Origin of the sequence: Pseudomonas sp. Eqa60, from assembly GCF_018326405.1 — a bacterium.
In the GTDB taxonomy this organism is placed as follows: domain Bacteria; phylum Pseudomonadota; class Gammaproteobacteria; order Pseudomonadales; family Pseudomonadaceae; genus Aquipseudomonas; species Aquipseudomonas protegens.
Window position 1 is genome coordinate 187,663 of sequence record NZ_AP024342.1, and the last position, 20,315, is coordinate 207,977.

The window sequence follows — 20,315 nt, forward strand, 5'->3', positions numbered from 1 at the left end:
CAGGGAAGACGACCACACCTTCAAACAACGGATATTGATCGGGTCAGACATGAATAAATCAGCAGGCGTACTGTTAGGAATCGTCGTCGCAGTAGGTGCCATCAGTGCCGGCGGTGCCTGGTACACCGGCACCAAGCTGGAAGGGGTCCTGCAGCAGCAGGTGATTGAAAGCAACAAGGAGCTGCAAGCGGCGCTGATCGGCTATGACGCCACCGCCACTCTGGAGCTGGTGTCCCTGGAGCGTGGCGTGTTCAGCAGCAATGCCCGCTACCGCCTCAAGACCCAGGGCGAGGTGTTCAACGGTGGGCTGGAACTGATGATCGCCGACCATATCGAACACGGCCCGCTGCCTTTCTCGCGCTTGATCCGCCTCAAGTGGCTGCCAGTCATGGCGTCCAGTCATTACGAGCTGGAGAACAACGGGCAGACCGACAAGTGGTTTGCCGCCACCAAGGGTGCTGCACCGTTCAAGGGCGTGGTCAATGTCGGCTATGACCTGTCCGCGGAGGGCACCCTGGATTTCGCTCCGATGGAACTGGCCCTGGATGAGCTGAACAACCTCAAGTTCTCCGGCCTGAATGCCACTTTCAGCGTCGGCGACAATCGCCGCAAGGCCAAGGTCGATGGCTATATGGACAGCCTGAGCCTGTTCCTCAGTTCGCCGGACAAGGCCCCGCTCAAACTGGAAATCAACGGCCTGACCCTGGCCAGCAACCTGCAGAAAAGCAGCTTCGACTACTTCCTGGGCCAGAACACCCTGGAGCTCAGCGGCCTGAAGGCCACCTTCGGCGACAAGCAGTCGGTGCTGACCCTGAAGCACTTCGAGCAGAAGACCTTCAGCGAAGAAACCGGCAGCACAGTGGCGGGCCGTGCGGATTACCGAGTGGGCGAAATCGCCTTCGACGGCAAGACCGTGGGTTCGGCCGAGATGCTCTGGAGCATGAAGAGCCTCGACAGCCAGGGCATGCTCGATCTGGTCCAGGTCTACCAGAACGTGCTGCAGCCGTATCAGAAGGCCGCCACCGAGGCCACTGCCGAGGGTGAACCGGCTCCGGAACTGCAAATGTCCGACGCCGAGCAGGTCAAGGTACGGGCTGCCGTGAACAAGGTCCTGGAAGCCAAGCCGCAGATCGCCCTGGAAAGCCTGGCATTCAAGACCGCCGGTGGTGAAAGCCGTTTCAGCCTGAGCCTGGATCTGGCCAAGCCGCAGAGCCTGGAGCTGCCGCCGGCTGAGCTGGGCAAGCAACTGGTCAGCCAGCTGGATGCCAAGCTGTCGCTGTCCAAGCCGATGGTGGCAGACATCGCCGCCCTGCAGGCCCAGGCCGAAGGCCAGACCGATGCCAAGCTGATCGCCGAGCAAAGCGCGGCCACTGCAGAAATGCTCAGTGCCATGGCCCTGTCCACCCAACTGGCCAAGCTGGAAGGCAATGACGTGGTGTCGGCCCTGCACTATGCCAATAACGAAGTGAACTTCAATGGCCAGAAAATGACCGTTGAGCAGTTCATCGGTTTGGTCATGAGCAAGCTGGGGGGCGTAGGCGCCCAGCAGTAAAGGTGCACGGGCCGCTTTGCGCGGCCCTTCTTGTGCAACCCCTGACGCCCGGCCTGTGCAGCCCACAGGTCGGGCGTTGTGCTGTCTGGAGCAAGGCGGTGTGGGCGGCTGCAGGCCCCGCAGAATCTGACTCTGAATAAATATGGCGCTGCAAATTCTGAACTAACCTTCGTGGAAGAATTCTCCCAGACGCTCTGTCGATCTTCTGATCGTCCGGGCTGGGGTGTTAGGGCGGGGCGCATAACTCCGGCTAGCCACGTAAGGATGCTGACGAAATGCAACGCACTGTTCATCCCGCTCGCCGCTACGGCCTTCGTCCGCTGTTTCGCCTGGCATTGTGCAGCCAACTGTTATGGCCGGGCCTGGCGTTCGCCGATGCGGCCTATGACCAGTTGATCATCCAGGCTCGGGCCGGCAGCTACGCCCCGGCGCTGAACCATTTGCGCCAAGTGCCGGCGGACCGGTTGAACAACGGGCTGGTCAGCGACCACCTGCAGATCGCCAGCTGGGCGGGCCTCGATGCCGAGGTGGTGAAGGTCTACGAGACCCAGGGCCGCAACCGGGTGCTGCCGGCGCAGGCGCTGGCCGCCACGGCTCGGGCCTATCGCAACCTCAAGCAGTGGGACAACGCCACCCAGGTCTATCGCCTGGCCCTGCAGCGCGACCCGCAGAACGCCGACCTGCAGCTGGGGCTGGCCCTGACCCAGGCCGATGCCGGCCAGCCGGCCGAAGCCGTGGCCCGGGCCAAGGCCCTGGTGGCGGCCAAGCCCGATGACCCGAACCGGCGCCTGGCCCTGGGCTACGCGCTGACCCGCGCCAACCAGCCTTATGACGCCCTGGCCGCATACGACCAGGCGTTTATCCGCGCTGGCGACAAGCCCGAAGTCATCCGCGAATACATCTACGCCCTGCAGCGGGCGCGCCTGCCGGAACCGGCCCTGCGCCTGGCCCGGCAGCACCCCGGGCTGATCGACCCGGTGATCCAGCGGCGCATCCAGGCCGACCTCGCCGCCGAACGGGTGCGCCTCTCGGAGCTGGCCAGCCGCAGTGAGAAAGAGCGCTTTGTGGTGGCCGACCGTGCCCTGGCCGACTACGACACCCTGTTCGCCGCCTGGGGCAAGGACCCTCAAGCCCAGGACGACCTGACCCGCTGGCGCATCGACCGCCTGGGCGCCCTCAAGTCCCGGGCGCGCACCGCAGAGGTGATCAGCGAATACGAGCAGCTCACCGCTGCCGGCGTGGCCATTCCCCCGTATGCCCTGCGCTGGGTGGCGGCCTCCTACCTCGACCAGCGCCAGCCGGAAATCGCCGCGGACCTGTATCGGCGTGTGTTTTCGGCACCGGACGGTGATGCCGACCACCGCCTGGAAGACACCACCGCGCTGTATTACGCGCTGCTGGAAAGTGAACGCCCGGAAGAGGCGCTGAAACTCGCCAATGACCTGGCCGGCAGTGTGCCGCAGCGAATTCAGCTCACCGGGCAAACCGTGGGCGACCCCAATGACGACTGGGTCGATGCCCAACTGCTGGCGGCCCAGGCCGGTGCCGACGGCACGGCCGGGGCTGACCTGCCGGGCACCGAGCAGCGCCTGGAGACCCTGGCGGGGCAGGCCCCGGGCAACATCAGCGTACGCCTGGCCCAGGCCGATCTGTACCGGGTGCGCGACTGGCCCCGGCTTTCGGAAAGCCTGCTCAAGGAAACCGAGAGTGTGGCCCCGCGCGATGTCAGCCTGGAAGTGTCCCAGGGCCATACGGCCCAGGACCTGCAGGAATGGCGGCAACTGGATGCGCTGACCGACGACGTGGTGGAGCGCTTTCCGGAGAGCCGCCAGGTGCAGCGCCTGGCCCGCGAGCGCGAAGTGCACGACATGGCCGAACTGCGGGTCATGACCTATGGCGGCAAAAGTTACGGCGGTGGCAGCAATGGCGCCGGCGCGGTATCCGGCAGCCGTGATTTCGGCATCGAAAGCCGGCTTTACACGCCGCCGATCGCCGAGGACTGGCGCCTGTTCGGCGGCATCGGCTATGCCATGGGGGACTTTTCGGAAGGGATCGGCCATCACCGCTGGCAGGTCCTGGGGGTCGAGCGGCGCACCCGCGACATGACCCTGGAAGCGGAAGTCTCCAACCATTCCTATGGCTACGGCGACAAGACCGGTGCCCGGGTGTCGCTGGCGCGGGACATCGACGATCACTGGCAATACGGCGGCAGCCTCGACTACCTCTCTGCCAACACCCCGCTGCGGGCCCTCAACAGTGATATCAGCGCCAACGGCGGCAGCGCCTTCCTGCGTTGGCGGGCCAATGAAAGCCGCGAGTGGAAACTGTCCCTTAGCCCATCGCACTTCAGCGACGGCAACAATCGGTTCGAGGCCCTGCTCACGGGCCGCGAAGGGGTCTACCGCTCGCCGAAAGTGCAGGTCGACCTCGGCCTGGAAGTGGGCGCCAGCCACAACACCCTGGAAGACACCCCCTACTACAACCCCGAGGCGGACCTCAGCGTCCTGCCCACCGTCACCGTCAACCACGTGCTCTATCACCGCTATCAGACCTCCTGGAGCCAACAGTTCCAGGCCGGCGCCGGTACCTACAGCGAACGCGGCTACTCCACTGGAGCGGTGGGGCTGCTCAGCTACGGCCAGCGCTACAGCTGGAACGACGTGTTCGACATCGGCGGAGTCCTGAGCGTGATCAACCGGCCTTACGACGGCGATCGGGAAACCGACCTGCGCCTGGCTGTCGACCTTACCTATCGCTTCTAGAGAAGAGTGTGACGATGCGCCTGATCAACCGTTGCATCCTCCTGCTGGGAGCCCTGGTTCTCAGCGCCTGTTCCCAGCCCGCCGCCGACTTTCTCGCCCCGGCGCAACGGCCGTTGCCCAACACCGAGGCACCCTGGCCGAAGAACCACGTGCTGGGCATTGCCTACCACGACATCGAGGATCGCGACCCGGACCAACGGGTGGTGGCGGTGCGCACCGAGCGGATGATCGAGCAACTGGCCTGGTTGCGGGAAAACGGCTACCGGCCCGTGACCGTGGACCAGATCCTGGCGGCGCGCAACGGCGGCCCCGAACTGCCGGCCAAGGCCATCCTGCTGACCTTCGATGACGGCTATTCGAGCTTCTACACCCGGGTGTTGCCGGTGCTGCGCAGCTATCACTGGCCTGCGGTGCTGGCGCCGGTGGGCACCTGGATCGACACCCCGGCCGACCAGCCGGTGAACTTCGCCGGCGAGCTGCGGCCCCGCTCTCAGTTCCTGACCTGGGCGCAGGTCCGGGAAATCTCCCGTTCCGGGCTGGTGGAAATCGCCGCCCATACCGACCACAGCCACCTGGGCATTCTTGCCAACCCTCAGGGCAACCTGCAGCCGGCGGCGGCGACCCGCCGTTTTGACGCCGCCTCCGGGCGCTATGAAAGCGAGGCGGATTTCCAGGCGCGGATGCGCCAGGACGTGACCGCCATCTCGAACAAGATCCTGGCCGTGGCCGGCTATCGCCCGCGGATCTGGGTCTGGCCCTACGGCACGGCCGACGGCTCCACCCTGCAAGTGGTGGACAGCCAGGGCTTCAAGCTGGCCCTGACCCTGGACGACGGCCTGGACACACTCGACAACCTGATGAGCAGCCCGCGTTTCCTGGTGGTGTCGGACCCGGACGGCATGCACTTCTCCAACAGCATTGTCGGCGCCGAGACCGCCGCACCCATGCGCGTGGTGCACGTGGACCTGGACAACGTCTACGACCCGGATCCCAAGCAGCAGGAGGTCAACCTCGGCAAGCTGGTGCAGCGCATGGCCGACCTGGGGGCCAACACCGTATTCCTCCAGGCCTTCGCCGACCCCAAGGGCGACGGCCTGGTGCAGTCGCTGTATTTCCCCAACCGGCACCTGCCGATGCGCGCCGACCTGTTCGACCGGGTCGCCTGGCAGTTGCGCACCCGGGCCCACGTCAAGGTCTATGCCTGGATGCCGGTGCTCAGCTTCGCCCTGGACGCCCGGCTGCCCCGGGTCACGCGCTGGGATCCGGCCACCGGCCAGAGCACCATCGATCCTAAGCAGTACCAGCGGCTGTCGCCCTTCGACCCCAATGTGCGCCGGCAGATCGGTGACCTTTACGAGGACGTGGCGCGCATGACGTCGGTGGACGGCATTCTGTTCCACGACGACGCCGTGCTCTCGGATTTCGAAGATGCCAGCCCCGGGGCCTTGCGCGCCTATGTGGCCCAGGGCCTGCCGGGTTCCATGGCCGCCCTGCGCGACGATCCGGCCACCCTGCAGCGCTGGACCCGCTTCAAGAGCCGCTACCTGATCGACTTCACCCATGAGCTGGCCGCCAAGGTCCGGGCGATTCGCGGGCCGCAGGTGCAGACCGCGCGCAACCTGTTCGCCGAGCCGATCATCAACCCGCAGAGTGAAACCTGGTTCGCCCAGAACCTCGATGATTTCCTGGTCAGCTACGACTGGACCGCGCCCATGGCCATGCCGCTGATGGAAGGCCAGAGCCAGCGGCATTCCGGGCCCTGGCTCGAAGCCCTGGTGGACCAGGTGCGCGCCCGCCCCGGTGCCTTGCAGCGCACGGTGTTCGAGCTGCAGGCCCGGGACTGGGCCCGCAAGCCCGCCAGCGACCTCTCCGCCCAGCAACTGGCGGACTGGATGGGCCGCCTCAAGCGCCAGGGCGCGACCAATTTCGGCTACTACCCGGACAACTTCCTCGAGAACTCACCGGACCTGAAGACTCTGCGGCCCGCGCTCTCCAACAAATGGAGCCCTTGAATCATGGTGGATCGTATCTTTGCGCTGGTGGTCCTGGCGCTCGTTCTCGGCGTGCCCCTGGGGCTGATCTTCGTGCTGACCGGCGAATTCCTCATGGACTTCGTCTTCTACTACCCCTTGTTCATGTCGGCGCTGTGGATCGCCGGCGGCCTGTATTACTGGATGCACTGGGAGCGCCACTGGCCGTGGAGCGACGACACCCTGCCGCCGCCCCTGGCCGGTGAGCCGCTGATCAGCATCCTCATTCCTTGCTACAACGAAGGCGACAACGTCGCCGACACCATTCATGCGGCCCTGGCCCAGCAGTACCCGAACATCGAAGTGATCGCCATCAACGATGGCTCCAAGGACAACACCGCCGAGGTGCTGGACCGCCTTGCCGCCCAGGACCCGCGCCTGCGGGTGTTGCACCTGGCGCAGAACCAGGGCAAGGCCGTGGCCCTGCGCATGGGCGCGGTGGCGGCACACAGCGAATACCTGGTGTGCATCGACGGCGATGCCCTGCTGGCGCCCAACACGGCGGCCTACCTGGTGGCGCCGATGCTGGACAACCCGCGCCTGGGCGCCGTGACCGGCAACCCGCGGATCCGCACCCGTTCGACCCTGGTGGGTCGGGTCCAGGTGGGCGAGTTCTCCTCGATCATCGGCCTGATCAAGCGCACCCAGCGGGTGTTCGGCAAAGTCTTCACCGTCTCCGGGGTGATCGTCGCCTTCCGTCGCACCGCCCTGCACCGGGTGGGCTACTGGAGCCCGGACATGATCACCGAAGACATCGACATCAGCTGGAAGCTGCAACTGGACCACTGGTACGTGTTCTTCGAGCCGCGGGCGCTGTGCTGGATCCTCATGCCGGAGACCCTGCGCGGCCTGTGGAAGCAACGCCTGCGCTGGGCCCAGGGCGGCGCCGAGGTGCTGTTCAAGAACATCCGCGGGATCTGGGAGTGGCGCCACCGCTACCTCTGGACCCTGCTGTTCGACTACTGCCTGTCCACCGGCTGGGCCTTCACCTTCCTGCTGTCGGTGATCTTCTGGGCCCTGGGCAAGTTCATCGTCATGCCCGAGGCCATCGCGGTGCACACCATCGTCCCGCCGGCCTTCACCGGGCTGGTGCTGGCGATGGTCTGCCTGACCCAGTTCGCGGTGAGTATCCTGATCGACCGCCGTTATGAAAAAGACCTGTGGAAAACCATGTTCTGGGTGGTCTGGTACCCGCTGGTGTTCTGGTTCATCAGCCTGTTCACCACCCTGGTGAGCTTTCCCCGGGTGCTGTTTGGCGAACACCAGAAACGCGCGCGCTGGGTCAGCCCGGACCGCGGCATCAAACCCATCGATGACGAAGAGGAGGTGCGCTGATGAAAATCATCCGAACCCGCCAGCGTCCGTTCATGGTGATCGTCGACGTTGTCCTCACCGTACTGGCCTGGGTAGGCCTGCTGTACTTGCTGGTTCGTGGGCTCATTCCGCTGCTGGACAGCCATGAAGGGCCGCGGATCGAAGCGGGCATGCTCGATGCCCTGACCACCCTGCAGTTCTATGCCTGGGTGGCGGTACTCAATGCGGTGCTGCTGATTTCCTGGGCCCGCTACCGCCAGCGTCGCAACAAGAGCTACCCGCCGCGGCTGCCGGCACCCGTGGTGGACGACAAGCGCCTGAGCGAAACCTTCAAGCTCAACGACGCGACCTTCGCCCAGATGCGCCAGCCCGGCACCATGATCGTGCACAACGACGAGGAAGGCGGTATCAGCCACGTCACCACGCAGTTCTATCGCATTCTTCCCGAAGACCAGCAGCACCCGCCGCTGAGGGTGGAACCGCCACCGCGGGTGATCCATCTGCGTTCGGAAGGGGATGAAGGCAAGAAGACAGGAGAAGATTGATTGCCCAGGGGGGATGAGCCCTGGGGGGGTACGGCTCTTCTGAATTTGCAGAGGGAATTGTCTGATTCTATTTTCAGTAAATAAATCAATGGGTTATTGATTTATTTGGGGTTTCTGCATGGGTTTGTCGCTACGGATGTGGTTGTGGGTGAGTTGTTCTTTAATGGTAGCGAGAGAGTGAGAGCCAGGGTTCTTGCGTACGGGCGTTGGCTCTTCTAAGTGTGCAATCTCAAATTTTTGCTAAAACTTTTTAAAACTCTATAGCCTTGATTTAAAAGGCTTTAAGATGATTTTTCCTTTAAATATTTCAAGATTTAAAATGGGCGGCTCCATGATGGAATTGCATGTTTTTTATCTCGTAAAGTTGCTTGAAAGTTCGATTTGATTGTTATTGGCGATTCTGCGGCAGTCATTTGACGATGCAGTAATAGCTTATTAGCGTCACGCCCTTCGTAGCTCTTGTCGTCACGCTTTCGAAGGATCGGATATGTCTCTCTCCACGCTCGGGATGAGGTTGTGCTGTGCCTTGTCCTGCCTGCTGCTGTTCAGCGCGCTGCATAGCGCCGCTGTCGCGCCGATGCCTGGTACCACCTTCAACCTCGGCGCCCAGTCCTTCATCCGCGGCTACAAAGACCCGAGCCTGAACGGCGACAGCGGCTACTGCTGGCGCAACCACCTGCGCTGGACTCGCCCGATGGGCAACCACCTTGTCACCGGCGTGAGCTTTGCCCATTCCCTCGAACGTCTCGAAGCCTTGAGTGAACGGGAAACCCCGACCCATTTCCGCCTGGATTTCTATCTCTGATTGCACTGATTCATTGAGGCTTTTGACATGGACGTTCGCCAACTCGCCTTTCTGGCCCGCCAGCCTTCCGCCACCTTGCAAGCGCGGGATTCGTTCTGGGGGCTGTCCAAACGCGGTCTGGCGTTCATCCTGGCCAACGTGATGTTCTGGCAGCCGCTGGTGGCGATGGCCGACGGCATCGTGGTCAACGGCAGCGGTACAACACTGGGACAGGCCGGCAATGGCGTGCCCATCGTCAACATTGCCACGCCCAATGGCAGCGGCCTGTCGCACAACAAGTTCAGCGACTACAACGTCGGCCAGCAGGGGGTGATCCTCAACAACGCCACCGGCCGCACCCAGGAAACCCAACTGGGCGGAATCATTCTCGGCAACTCCAACCTGGGTGGCCGCGCGGCCAATATGATCCTCAACGAGGTCAACGGCGGCAGCCCCAGCCAGCTCAAGGGCTACACCGAAGTGGCCGGGCAAGCGGCCCATGTCATCGTTGCCAACCCCTACGGCGTGACCTGCAACGGCTGCGGCTTCATCAACACCCCCAAGGCCACCCTGACCACCGGCAAGCCGGTGATCGAGAACGGCCAGGTCCAGCGTTACCAGGTGGACCAGGGCAGCGTCGCCATCGAAGGCGCGGGCCTCAACGCGAGCAATATCGACCAGTTCGAAATCATCACCCGCAGCGCCAAGATCAACGCCGAGATCCAGGCCCGGCACCTGGCGGTGATCGCCGGGGCCAACGACGTCGACGCCAAGACCTTGAACGCCACGGCCCGCACCGCCAACCCGGCGGATGCACCGCAACTGGCCATCGACTCATCAGCCCTGGGCGGCATGTACGCCGGGGCCATCAAACTGGTGGGCACCGAGGCCGGGGTGGGGGTGAAGCTCGACGGCAAGTTGATCGCCAGTGGCGGTGATATCCAACTGGACGCCGATGGCCAGTTGCGCATGGCGGACGCCACTGCCGAGAAGGGCGCGGTGGCGATCAAGGCCGGCAGCCTGGAGGCCCAGGGCGGGGTCTACGCCGGTAGCGAACTCAAGGTGCAGACCCGGGGCGACCTGAGCAGCCAGAAAACCCTCGCCGCCCGCGACCGCATCACCCTCGACAGCGGTGGCCAGTTGACCAACAAGGGCATCATCGAAGCCGGGGTCAATGCCGATAACTCTCGCAACGCCAACGGCGACATCAGCCTCAACGCCCGGGATCTCGACAACCGCGGCAAGAGCATTGTCGCCAGTCGCGACCTGACCCTGAACATGGCCCAGACCCTGGACAACCAGGGCGGCACCCTGAGCGGGCAGCGCCAGGTGACGGTCAGTGCCGGGGCTCTGGATAACAGCCGTCAGGGCAAGCTGCTGAGCGCCGAGCGCCTGCAACTCGATGCCGAGCAAGTGCGTAACGGCCTGGGCGGCCTGATCAAGAGCCAGCAGTCCCTCAATGCCACCCTGGGCCACTTGAGCAACAGCGGCGGCGAGCTGTCGAGCCAGGGCAGCAGCAACCTGGTGCTGGCCGGGATGGACAACCTCACCGGCGTGGTACTGGCGCAACAGACCCTGACCATCACCGGCAGCGCTGAGCTGGACAACCAGGGCGGGCTGCTGTCGGGCTGGCAGGGCCTGACCCTCAACGGCACAGGCTTGAACAACAGCAACAAAGGCACCGTCTCCAGCCTCAAAGGCGGTGTCGAGGTCACCCTCAGCGACGCCTTGAACAACAGCCAGGGCGGTGGCCTGGTCAGCCAGCAGGCCCTGGACGTCAAGGCCGCCAGCCTCGACAACAGCCTCAAGGGCATGATCTCCAGCGCGGGTGCACAGAGCCTCAAAATCAGCGACCTGCTGGACAACAGCCAGGGCGGCTCCATCGACAGCGCCGCGACCCTGACCCTGCAGGCCATGACCCTGGGCAACAACGGCGGCACCCTTGACGCCGCGGGTGACCTGACCTTTACCGGCACCGACCTGGACAATGGCACCGGCACTTTCACCGGCAAAACCGCCGTCACCCTTAATCTGTTGGGCGCGTTGAGCAATACCCACGGCAAGCTGGCCAGCGGCGGCCCGCTGCGCATCGAACGCGCTGGGCAGATCGACAATCGGGGTGGCCAGATGGCCAGCCAGGGCCTGCTGAGCCTGTTCGCTGCCAGCCTGGACAATCGTAACCGTGGGACCTTGATGGCCAACGACCCACTGACCCTGACCCTGGACGGCGCACTGCAGAACAGCGGTGATGGCTTGATCTACAGCCAGACCGGCGGCCTGCACGTTCAGGCCGGGAGCCTCACCAATGGCAAGGGCACCCTGCAGAGCCAAGGCGCTCTGAACCTGAGCACCGGCGACATCGACAACCAGAGTGGTCGCATCCTGGCCAGGAACGGTAACCTGAACATCGGCGCCGGCCACTTGGATAACCGTGGGGGCGTGCTTTCTAGCGTGCAAGGCTCGATGATCGCCGATCTTCGCGGCGCGCTGAAAAACGGCTACGACCCGAGCAACAACCGCCAGGGCGGCGTGACCCAGGCCCAGCGCCTGACCCTCAAGGCCCTGGCTGGCATAGACAACGACGGCGGGCGGATTTCCGCGCAAAGCGGCGATGCGTTGATCACCACCGGCGATTTCGATAACCGCAACGGTGGCCTCTACGCCAAGGGCCTTGTCAAAGTTAGCGGCGGCCATTTCGACAACAGCGGCAACAACGGGCAAATCGCCGGCCAGCAGATTAATTTCGACCTCAGCGGCGCTCTGAATAACCACAAGGGCATCATCGAAAGCGACAGCAGCCTGACGATCAAGGCCGCCAGCCTCGACAATCAGACCGGCCAATTGCGCGCCCTGGGAGACGGTGGCGATACACGGCTGGAGCTCGGAGGATTGTTCGACAACCGCGATGGCTCTCTGGAAACCGCCAACCAAAACCTGGCCTTCGACGCTGGCAGCTTCAACAACCGTGGCGGCAGCGTGCTGCACAGCGGCAACGGCCTGTTCGGCCTGTCCATGGCCAACCTCGAGGATGTGGGCGGGCGCCTGAAAACCGCCGGCCAGCTGACCCTGGAAGGCGAACGCTGGACCAACAGCAGCTCGATCCAGGCCGGGAAACTGACAGTCAACGTCAACCACCTGACACAGGCCCGTACGGGCCAGCTCCTAGCCGGCAATGGCCTGATAGGCAGCGGCGTGAACTGGATCAATGACGGCCTGATCGGCAGTGATGCAGGCGTCAATATCGACCTCAGTGGTCATTACAGCAGCAAGGGCCGACTCAGCAGCTTTGGGCAACTGGACCTAAAAGCTGCCCAAGTGGACCTGGCAGACAGTGCCAGTATTGCTGGCGGCGGCAACACCACAGTCTCGGTGTTCGGCCAGTTGAACAACGCAGGGCGCCTGAGCGCTGCGGCCCGGCTCACGCTCAACGCGGGTGGCATCAACAATCAGGGCACCCTTGGCGCTGCCCAGAACCTGACCTTGAGCACCGGCGGCCTGCTCAACGATCACGGGCTGGTGTTCAGTGGCGACGACATGGGGCTGCGGGTCGACACCCTGACCAACAGCTACGGCAACGTTTACAGCCTCGGTCATCTGACGATCGATCGCGATGGTCAGGGGGCTCTGGCCAGCCGCATCGCCAACCGTTCCGGCACCCTGCAAAGCGATGGTTCCATGACGCTTGCAGCCAGCACCCTTGAGAACATGCGCGATGTGCTGGCCACCAACAACGGCGGCATCTACACCGCCAGAATCGCTGAAGTCGCCTGCATCGAGGGCTACAACGCCGGTGACTGTGGCGGCAAACGCAATCACGTGTGGGAGATCGTTCAGCGCGACAAATTCGAAGTCACCGAAGCGAGTGCGGCGTCGAGCATTGCCGCTGGCGTCAACCTGAATATCAACGCTGGCGACCTGCTGAACCAGAGCAGCAGTATCAGCGCGGCCGGCAACCTGATGGCCACGGTCAACAACTTGACCCACAGCGGCGTGGAAACCGGCGAGACCGAAACCACCCGGGTGTTCATGTCGGCGCGGACCAAAAATGCCAGTGCCTGGTACAACGTCGCTAACGCTGTCACCAACCGATACTGGTTCCAGAGTGCGGGTTATACGCCTGATGACCTGGGTGGTCTGGAAGGCGCGCTGGCCGGTTTTATCGGCATGACCGAACGTGAGTGGGTCGGCCTGGGGACGACGAAAAAACTCGCCGGTGGTGATCAAAGCTATGCCGCAGTGATCCAGGCCGGGGGAGCGGTGAGCATCAAGGCCGGCAATGGCTTCGACAGCAGCGTGGTCCGTCCGGGTTACACCTATGTCGGCAGCGGTGCGCGTACCGATACCCAAGTACCGGGTACCGCCTTCGCCACTCGCATCAGCCTCAACCCGCAACTGCCCCCAGACCTGACCCAGCAACAGGTCAACCCCCTGGCCCTGCCTGGCTTTAGTCTGCCCGCTGGGCAGAACGGTCTGTTCCGCCTCAGTGGTCAGAGCAGCAGCGCTGCACCAGCTCCGGCGCAGATCGCCGGCCTGCCGGATGCCGCGAACCTTACCCGGCCGCACAAGTACCTGATAGAAACCAACCCGGTACTCACCGACCTCAAGCAGTTCATGAGCTCGGACTACCTGCTGTCCAGCCTCGGTTACAACCCGGACGACAGCGCCAAACGCCTGGGGGATGGCTTCTACGAGCAGAAGCTGATTCAACAAGCGGTACAAGCCCGTACCGGCCAGCGTTTTATCGACGGCCAGAACAGCGACGAACAGCTGTTCAAGTACCTGATGGACAACGCCATCCAGAGCCGGCAACAGCTCAACCTGTCGGTGGGCGTGACCCTGACCTCCGAGCAGGTGGCGGCCCTGACTCACGACATCGTCTGGCTGGAAAGCCATGAAGTGAACGGCGAACAAGTGCTGGTGCCCGTGCTCTACCTGGCCCAGGCCAAGAACCGACTCGCCCCGAACGGCGTCCTGATCGCGGGTAACGACGTCAACCTGATCGCCGGCCAGGACCTTAACAACGTCGGCACCCTGCGCGCGACCAACAACCTGTCGGCCCAGGCCGGGCAGAACCTGATCAACAGCGGCCTGGTGGAATCCGGTAATCGCCTTGACCTGCTGGCCGGCAACGACCTGGTGAACAAGGCCGGCGGCATCGTCGCCGGGCGTGACGTGAGCCTCGCCGCAACCTGGGGCGACGTCATCAACGAGCGCACCCTGACCTCGCACCAGAGCAGCAACGGCAGCTACGCCCAGCAGCGCGACTTCGTCGACAACGCCGCCCGGGTAGAAGCGGCGAACAGCCTGGTGATCAGTGCCGGGCGCGACATCAACAACAACGGCAGCGTACTCAAGAGCGGAGCCGACACCAGCCTCAAGGCCGGTCGCGACGTCAACCTGAGCGCTGTGGAACAGGTGGTCAGCAATGACCGCGGCGTGCGCTACAACGACCTCAGCGTGACCCAGAACGGCTCCAGCCTGCAGGCCGGTCGCGACCTGGCCATCAGCGCCGGGCGCGACATCACGGCCATCGCCAGCCAGATCGAGGCCAAGCGCGATGTGGCGATGACCGCCACGGAAAACCTGAGCCTGTTTTCAGCGGCCAATGAGCAGCATGCGTATAGCAAGACCAAGAAGGTCACCAGCCAGGAGGATCATGTTCAGCAGGTGGGCACCACCTTGGTTGCCGGCGGCAATGTGGCGCTCAAGGCCGGTGAGGATCTTGCGCTGACGGCCAGTCGGGTGACGGCGGGGGATGAGGCGTATCTCTATGCGGGCGGTGATGTGAATCTGAGCGCCGCGCAAAACAGCGACTACAGCTATTACCGCAAGACCAAGACCAGCAGCTCCGGGTTGTCCAGCAGCCAAAAAACACGGATTGATAGCAGCAACTCCATCACTCAACAGGGCTCTTCCGTCAGTGGTGATACGGTGGTCATCCGCGCCGGCCAGGATATTGGCGCGACCGCCAGCGATATTGTCTCCACCCACTCCACCAGCCTGGTTGCAGGACGCAATGTCGAGATCGATAGCGCCACCGAAACCTACGAGCAAAGCCATTCGACATCGGAGAAAAAGTCCGGCTTGTTGAGCAGTGGCGGGATTGGTTTCACCCTGGGTTCAACTAGCGCTCAGAACACCTCGTCCAGCACCACCGAAAACGCCAAGGCCAGCACCATTGGCAGTGTGCTGGGCAACGTCGATATCCAGGCCGGCAAGGACCTGACTCTTAAAGGTTCCGACGTCATCGCGGGCAAGGACATCAGTCTCGTCGGGCAGAACGTCAGCATCCTCGCGGCGGAAAATCACAACAAGAGCGAGCAAACCTCCAAGACCAAGACCAGCGGCCTGACCCTGGCGCTGTCCGGAACCGTCGGCAGTGCTGTCGACGCCGCGTACCAGACCACCAAGCAAGCCAGGGAGGAGGACGATAGCCGCCTTTCTGCCCTGCAAGGCATCAAGGCTGGCCTGACTGGTGTTCAGGCCTGGCAAGCGGCCCAACAGGGCGGCGGGATGAACGGCGATAACATTGGCCAGTTCGTCGGTATCAGCATTTCCCTGGGCTCGCAGCAGTCCAGTTCCAAGCAGACTCAGGAGCAGGTGGTCAGTCAGGGCAGTAGCCTGACCAGTGGCAACAACCTCTCCATTGTGGCTGCCGGTAGCGGTACCGCTGGGGCAGATGGCGACATTCGCGTGCAAGGCAGCCAACTCAAGGCGGGCAATAACGTGCTGCTGGCCGCTGAGCGTGACATCCAGCTTGAGGCCGCGGCCAACCGGCAAAAGCTTGATGGCAAGAACAGCAGCAGCGGCGGTGCCATTGGCGTCAGCTTGGGCGTTGGCCCCAACGGCGCAGGCCTGAGTATCTTCGCCAACGGCAACAAGGGTGTGGGCAAGGAAAAGGGCACCGGCACCACCTGGACCGAGACCACCCTGGACGCCGGTAACCAGGCGAGCCTGATCAGTGGGCGGGACGCCGTTCTCAAGGGTGCGCAAGTCAATGCGGACGAGATCACGGCCAAGGTCGGGCGCGACCTCACGCTGCAAAGCCTGCAAGACACCGACGACTACAAGTCCAAGCAGAGCAATGTCAGCGGCGGTGCCAGCTTCACGTTCGGCACGATGACCGGCAGCGCTTCGGTCAGCGTCAGCCAGAGCAAGATCGACTCCAAGTACCAGAGCGTGCAGGAACAGACCGGGTTGTTCGCCGGCAAGGGCGGCTATCAGGTTGAAGTGGGCAAGCACACCCAGCTCGATGGCAGCGTCATCGCCAGCACCGCAGAAACCGACAAAAACCGCCTGAGCACGGGCACCCTGGGCTGGAGCGATCTCAAGAACGAGGCCGAATACAAAAGCCAGATGCAGAGCGCCAGCGTCAGCAGCGGTAACGGCGGTGCTGATGGCTTCACCAGCAACATGCCCAGCGGCATGTTGATCGCCTACAACCACGGCGGCAGTGCCAGCGGCACCACCTCATCGGCAATCTCCAACGGCACTTTGGACATTCGTGATCCAGGCCAGCAGAAGCAGGACGTTGCCACCCTCAGCCGCGACGTCGAACACGCCAATGGCAGCATCAGCCCGATCTTCGACAAGGAGAAGGAGCAGAAGCGCCTGCGAGAGGTGCAGCTGATTGGCGAGATTGGCACTCAGGTGACGGACATTGTTCGGACCGAGGGGCAGTTGAAGGCCGATCAAGAGGCGAGCAAGGAACTTGAAGAGAAAGGTATTTATCGACCAGGAAGCAATGCCAGCAAAGAGGAGGTTGAGAAGTACCAGACGAAGCTGATTGCTACTGATGCCTATCAGCAGATCATGGGCAAATACGGTACGGGTGGTGATTACCAGCGAGTAGCCCAAGCCGTCACCGCCGCCCTGCAAGGATTGGCCGGTGGGGATATCGGCTCTGCCCTGGCTGGCGCCTCGGCACCGTATCTGGCGCAGTTGATCAAGAAATCCACAGGTGACAATCCAGCCCTCAACACAATGGCTCACGCTGTGCTGGGAGCTGCCGTTGCCCAGGCCCAAGGTAACTCGGCAATAGCGGGCGCTGCAGGTGCTGCAGGTGGAGAGCTGGCTGCTCGACTGATCACCCAGCAGCTGTATGGCACCAGCGATACCAGCTCCCTCAGTGAAGAACAAAAGCAGACAGTGGCTGCGCTATCGACGTTAGCCGCTGGGCTTGCGGGGGGAATTGCGAAAGGCGATAGCGCGGGTGCTATTGCGGGGGCCGGAGCTGGCAAGAATGCTGTGGAGAACAACTTATTAGCGAATAAGTACGGCGTTGAGAAGTTGAATGAAACCAGCTTGGTAGCGCTTCATGAAAAACTGGTGGCCGCAAAAATCGGCGGTATGAATGACTTGCAGGAGAAGTTTTCTGCTTGTGCTGGGGATGGTGGTTGTGAGCGTGCGGTGCACAATGAGTACCGGCAGCGAGAAAAAGAGTCTGGAGAAAACCTGGTTGCGTTGTATCAGGCAGGGGGACTCAGCCAAGAGGAGCTGAATCTCCTTTTTGGGAAATATGCACGCATCATGATGGAGGGTGCGAAAGAAGGGCAATTAAATTCGGGTTGGGGCGGGATTCTTGGGAATATTTACACCCTCAACGGAAATGACTGGACTCCCATTGGAACCATCAGCAACCCGTATCTGGCTATAGTCAGAAGCAGTGAGCAGATTTCCGAGTGGAAAAAACAGGGTTTAAGTGACGAAAAAATTCGCGAGTTATCTCTTAAGGATGGTGTGATTAGCTCGGTTCTCGCTCCAATAGATATCAATGGTGTTACGAACCTACTCAATAATGGTGCTTCAAAGGAAGAACTTGTAAAGTTTGCCATGATTACCGCTTTTGGTAGAGCAGTAGGCGGAAATAGTAAGCTCCCAAAAAATAATGGTTTTTTTACTCCTGAAGCTCCTGTGAGCGTTTCTAAGTCTCATAGTGTGGATACGATAACCAGCTCTACAAGATTTGGTGCTGGAGATAGAAATACTCCCAAAACGGTTGCGATAGGTGGAATTGATTTGAGAGTCGATATTGCGGAGATCAACTCTGGAAAAGCTACTCTTCTGAGTGGTGGGGATATTTTGACTTCTTCAGGAAGGGTCTATGGGACACACCCTGGAAGCTCAACTATTTTTCCGAGAACGGGGCCTGGACTTGTGCAGTTGTCGCAAGCGGAATTTGGAATCTACACAGATATGGTTAAAAATGGTGGCCTTCAAGGTGGAGCGCTAAAAGCATTTGAGGGGATGTTGAAGGGTGGCAACCCTGGATTGAGTGAAGCCTCTCGTCAAAAACTAATAGACTTATTCAGTAGCAGAAAATGAATATTTCAATGTTTGAAATGTCGATCAGGAAAGAACTCCATATAAGCGAAGTTTCGGCTGCGCTTACGTTTTTTTTTGAGTTGTCGGATTTGAATGTTTTAAGTGTCGATGCTTTTTGGGAGTTGTCAGAGATCGAGCGGGAGGAATCTATCGGAATTAGGCTGGAATACAATGGCGTAGGTTATAGGACGTTGGCTATATTCTATTGCTATTTTGAAGTTGTTGATGAGGTTCTGGCTGGGTTTGCAAAATATCTTGCTGAAAACTTTGGGACAGAAGTTGCCGTCGGTGATTACCTTCATAAGGCTGATGTGGTTAATGATAGGTTTATTGTTTTTCAAGCCGATGGGAGTAGAAAGTTTGGCTTTGAGAAAGGCGATAGTGACGGATTTGATGTTGATGTTGTCGACTAGTCCTGAGAAGGGGCAGCGTGCGCGAGCTAATGAAGAAGAGTGATGTTGTAAGTGGTTTTTGAAAATTATGATGTGTGCATGCGGCGGCTATATTGATGCTGAATTAAATCTGAGGTTGTTGGTGATTTGTTAGGGGGCTGAGCTGATAAGGAACTTAAGAGAAATCGAGGTAAGGCTGCCACGAATGCGGAAGACCGGAGTTGAAGTGCGGGCGTCTCTGGTAGAGCGCCCGCAGCGGTTGACTAAAGGAGGCGGACTTATAATGTCTCTGTCTGCTTATGCGGATAGCTGCCCTTGCATCCGTCGCCCTGCCACATCCGTCAAATCACACCCATCTCGCAGCAAAATGCTGCACACCAGCGACAGTTCCTGTAGTACAACTTTAGCTTTGGGTGATTTATCAAATGGTGTATAGAAAATTTCGTGGCCAAACCAGCTTTGTGTAGTAGGTCTTTGGTGGCAAGTAAATTTTTTTCTGAAAATAACCTTCTTTGGAATGTGAGGTTTTTTCAGGGGGCTTCGAGAGTTACCCCATGATTGGTGAATTTGTTAGATCTTTTATAAGTGAAGATGTTCTTGAGGGTGATATTGTTTTCTTAGGCTATAGTCTAGATGAGTTGGAGAAACTCAAGAGGCTTTACGATATCCGTATCAGTGGTCAACTACAGTCATTTTTACTTGAAATGGGGCGAAGTGATGGAGGGTTGATTGGGGACTCATTTATCCAATTGTATCGCCCGTCTTGGCGGGTACGTACTCATTTGCTTTTTCAGGTTAACTTCTTGAGTCAGATGCAAGAGTCCGGGCATTATGAGTTTCTGAATAAGCCATTTGTCTTAGCCTGGGTTTCTGAGACTCAGTACTATTTTATTCAGACTTTAATGGGAGATGATGCAGTTTATCATTACGACTCCAATGTGGAACGTGTTGTAAAAACCGAGTGGGACTTGCGCGGCTTTTTGAAAATGTTGATGTATGAAAACGGCAACGATATTAAAGCTGGGATTGTTGGTGATTTGTTAGAGATCTGAGCTGATAAGGAATTTAAGAAAAATTGAGGTCCGGCTGTCACGAATAGAGAGTTTCTACTGTTTTGTTGTATTTGAGTGTGAGTTGCTGTCTTGCAATGTTTTTTTGGTCATGATTCCTTATGTTTACGTGAGTTGGATAGGTAGCAGTCAGGTGTTCTCATCCTTCTTCAAGGAAAAGGCTTGGCATAGATGTTTATGAGTTTCCAGGGTTTTATGATTTGTTTAATAAGGTCAATTTGGTGCCGAAATGAATAGAGCAGAAATTTGCTATAGGATGCTCTTCACCATTTTATTCGACTTGGATTAGTGTCACTAATGGGCTGGTTGGTACTCCGTTTGAGTCGCACTTTTGACCCCCTAGATGTCTGCCAGATTGTTTGCATCAATATTGGTCGCCCAGCAATAAGAATGCAGCCTTTGATAAGGTTTGGGATGAGGTGGCAGGTGAAAAGCTCTACTACATTGCGTGGCTTATGGATTGTCGCTACTCAATACTTATCTCAAAAGAGGGTATTATAAAGTCTTGGCGTTATGAGGAGGAGGGCAAAATAAGTTATTTT

At 60.3% G+C, this 20,315-nt stretch carries 8 protein-coding genes and 1 pseudogene; all 9 read left to right on the top strand.

Going from position 1 to position 20,315, the window contains the following annotated elements; all coding sequences use genetic code 11:
• The first annotated feature begins 49 nt into the window (after positions 1-49).
• The 9 genes and pseudogenes from KI242_RS00835 (at position 50) to KI242_RS00875 (ending at position 19,755) form a co-directional block, all read left to right on the top strand.
• Complete coding sequence (locus tag KI242_RS00835; protein WP_123473138.1) at positions 50-1,552, top strand: YdgA family protein; 1,503 nt, start codon at positions 50-52, stop codon at positions 1,550-1,552.
• Positions 1,553-1,827: 275 nt separating this feature from the next.
• Positions 1,828-4,314, top strand: coding sequence for a poly-beta-1,6 N-acetyl-D-glucosamine export porin PgaA (gene pgaA / locus KI242_RS00840; RefSeq protein WP_212805834.1), 2,487 nt, complete (start codon positions 1,828-1,830; stop codon positions 4,312-4,314).
• Between the two features lie 14 nt (positions 4,315-4,328).
• On the top strand, positions 4,329-6,326 hold the full coding sequence (gene pgaB / locus KI242_RS00845; protein WP_053148390.1) for a poly-beta-1,6-N-acetyl-D-glucosamine N-deacetylase PgaB: 1,998 nt from the start codon (positions 4,329-4,331) through the stop codon (positions 6,324-6,326).
• A 3-nt stretch (positions 6,327-6,329) separates the two neighbouring features.
• Positions 6,330-7,679, top strand: a complete 1,350-nt coding sequence (gene pgaC, locus KI242_RS00850; RefSeq protein ID WP_019093523.1) for a poly-beta-1,6-N-acetyl-D-glucosamine synthase — start codon at positions 6,330-6,332, stop codon at positions 7,677-7,679.
• On the top strand, positions 7,679-8,203 hold the full coding sequence (pgaD, locus tag KI242_RS00855; RefSeq protein ID WP_011058546.1) for a poly-beta-1,6-N-acetyl-D-glucosamine biosynthesis protein PgaD: 525 nt from the start codon (positions 7,679-7,681) through the stop codon (positions 8,201-8,203). Before pgaC ends, pgaD begins: the two co-directional genes overlap by 1 nt.
• Before the next feature lie 589 nt (positions 8,204-8,792).
• Positions 8,793-9,008: pseudogene (locus KI242_RS00860) on the top strand (ShlB/FhaC/HecB family hemolysin secretion/activation protein); the annotation flags it as partial.
• Positions 9,009-9,035: 27 nt separating this feature from the next.
• Positions 9,036-18,311: a hemagglutinin repeat-containing protein gene (locus KI242_RS00865; RefSeq protein WP_244868160.1), complete on the top strand. Its 9,276-nt coding sequence runs from the start codon at positions 9,036-9,038 to the stop codon at positions 18,309-18,311.
• Entirely contained in the window at positions 18,308-18,724 is a 417-nt protein-coding gene (locus KI242_RS00870) for a hypothetical protein (protein WP_212805835.1), read from the top strand. The genes KI242_RS00865 and KI242_RS00870 overlap by 4 nt, the downstream gene beginning before the upstream one ends.
• Before the next feature lie 533 nt (positions 18,725-19,257).
• Positions 19,258-19,755 carry an SMI1/KNR4 family protein gene (locus tag KI242_RS00875; RefSeq protein WP_212805836.1) on the top strand — a complete coding sequence of 166 codons (498 nt, stop codon included), beginning with the start codon at positions 19,258-19,260 and terminating at the stop codon, positions 19,753-19,755.
• The last annotated feature ends 560 nt before the right edge of the window (positions 19,756-20,315 follow it).

Bases quoted from the DNA above. Each gene is read 5' to 3' on its own strand.
- KI242_RS00835 (WP_123473138.1), top strand. From the start codon at position 50: ATGAATAAATCAGCAGGCGTACTGTTAGGAATCGTCGTCGCAGTAGGT.
- KI242_RS00875 (WP_212805836.1), top strand. From the start codon at position 19,258: ATGATTGGTGAATTTGTTAGATCTTTTATAAGTGAAGATGTTCTTGAG.
- KI242_RS00870 (WP_212805835.1), top strand. From the start codon at position 18,308: ATGAATATTTCAATGTTTGAAATGTCGATCAGGAAAGAACTCCATATA.
- KI242_RS00865 (WP_244868160.1), top strand. From the start codon at position 9,036: ATGGACGTTCGCCAACTCGCCTTTCTGGCCCGCCAGCCTTCCGCCACC.
- pgaB (WP_053148390.1), top strand. From the start codon at position 4,329: ATGCGCCTGATCAACCGTTGCATCCTCCTGCTGGGAGCCCTGGTTCTC.
- pgaA (WP_212805834.1), top strand. From the start codon at position 1,828: ATGCAACGCACTGTTCATCCCGCTCGCCGCTACGGCCTTCGTCCGCTG.
- pgaC (WP_019093523.1), top strand. From the start codon at position 6,330: ATGGTGGATCGTATCTTTGCGCTGGTGGTCCTGGCGCTCGTTCTCGGC.
- pgaD (WP_011058546.1), top strand. From the start codon at position 7,679: ATGAAAATCATCCGAACCCGCCAGCGTCCGTTCATGGTGATCGTCGAC.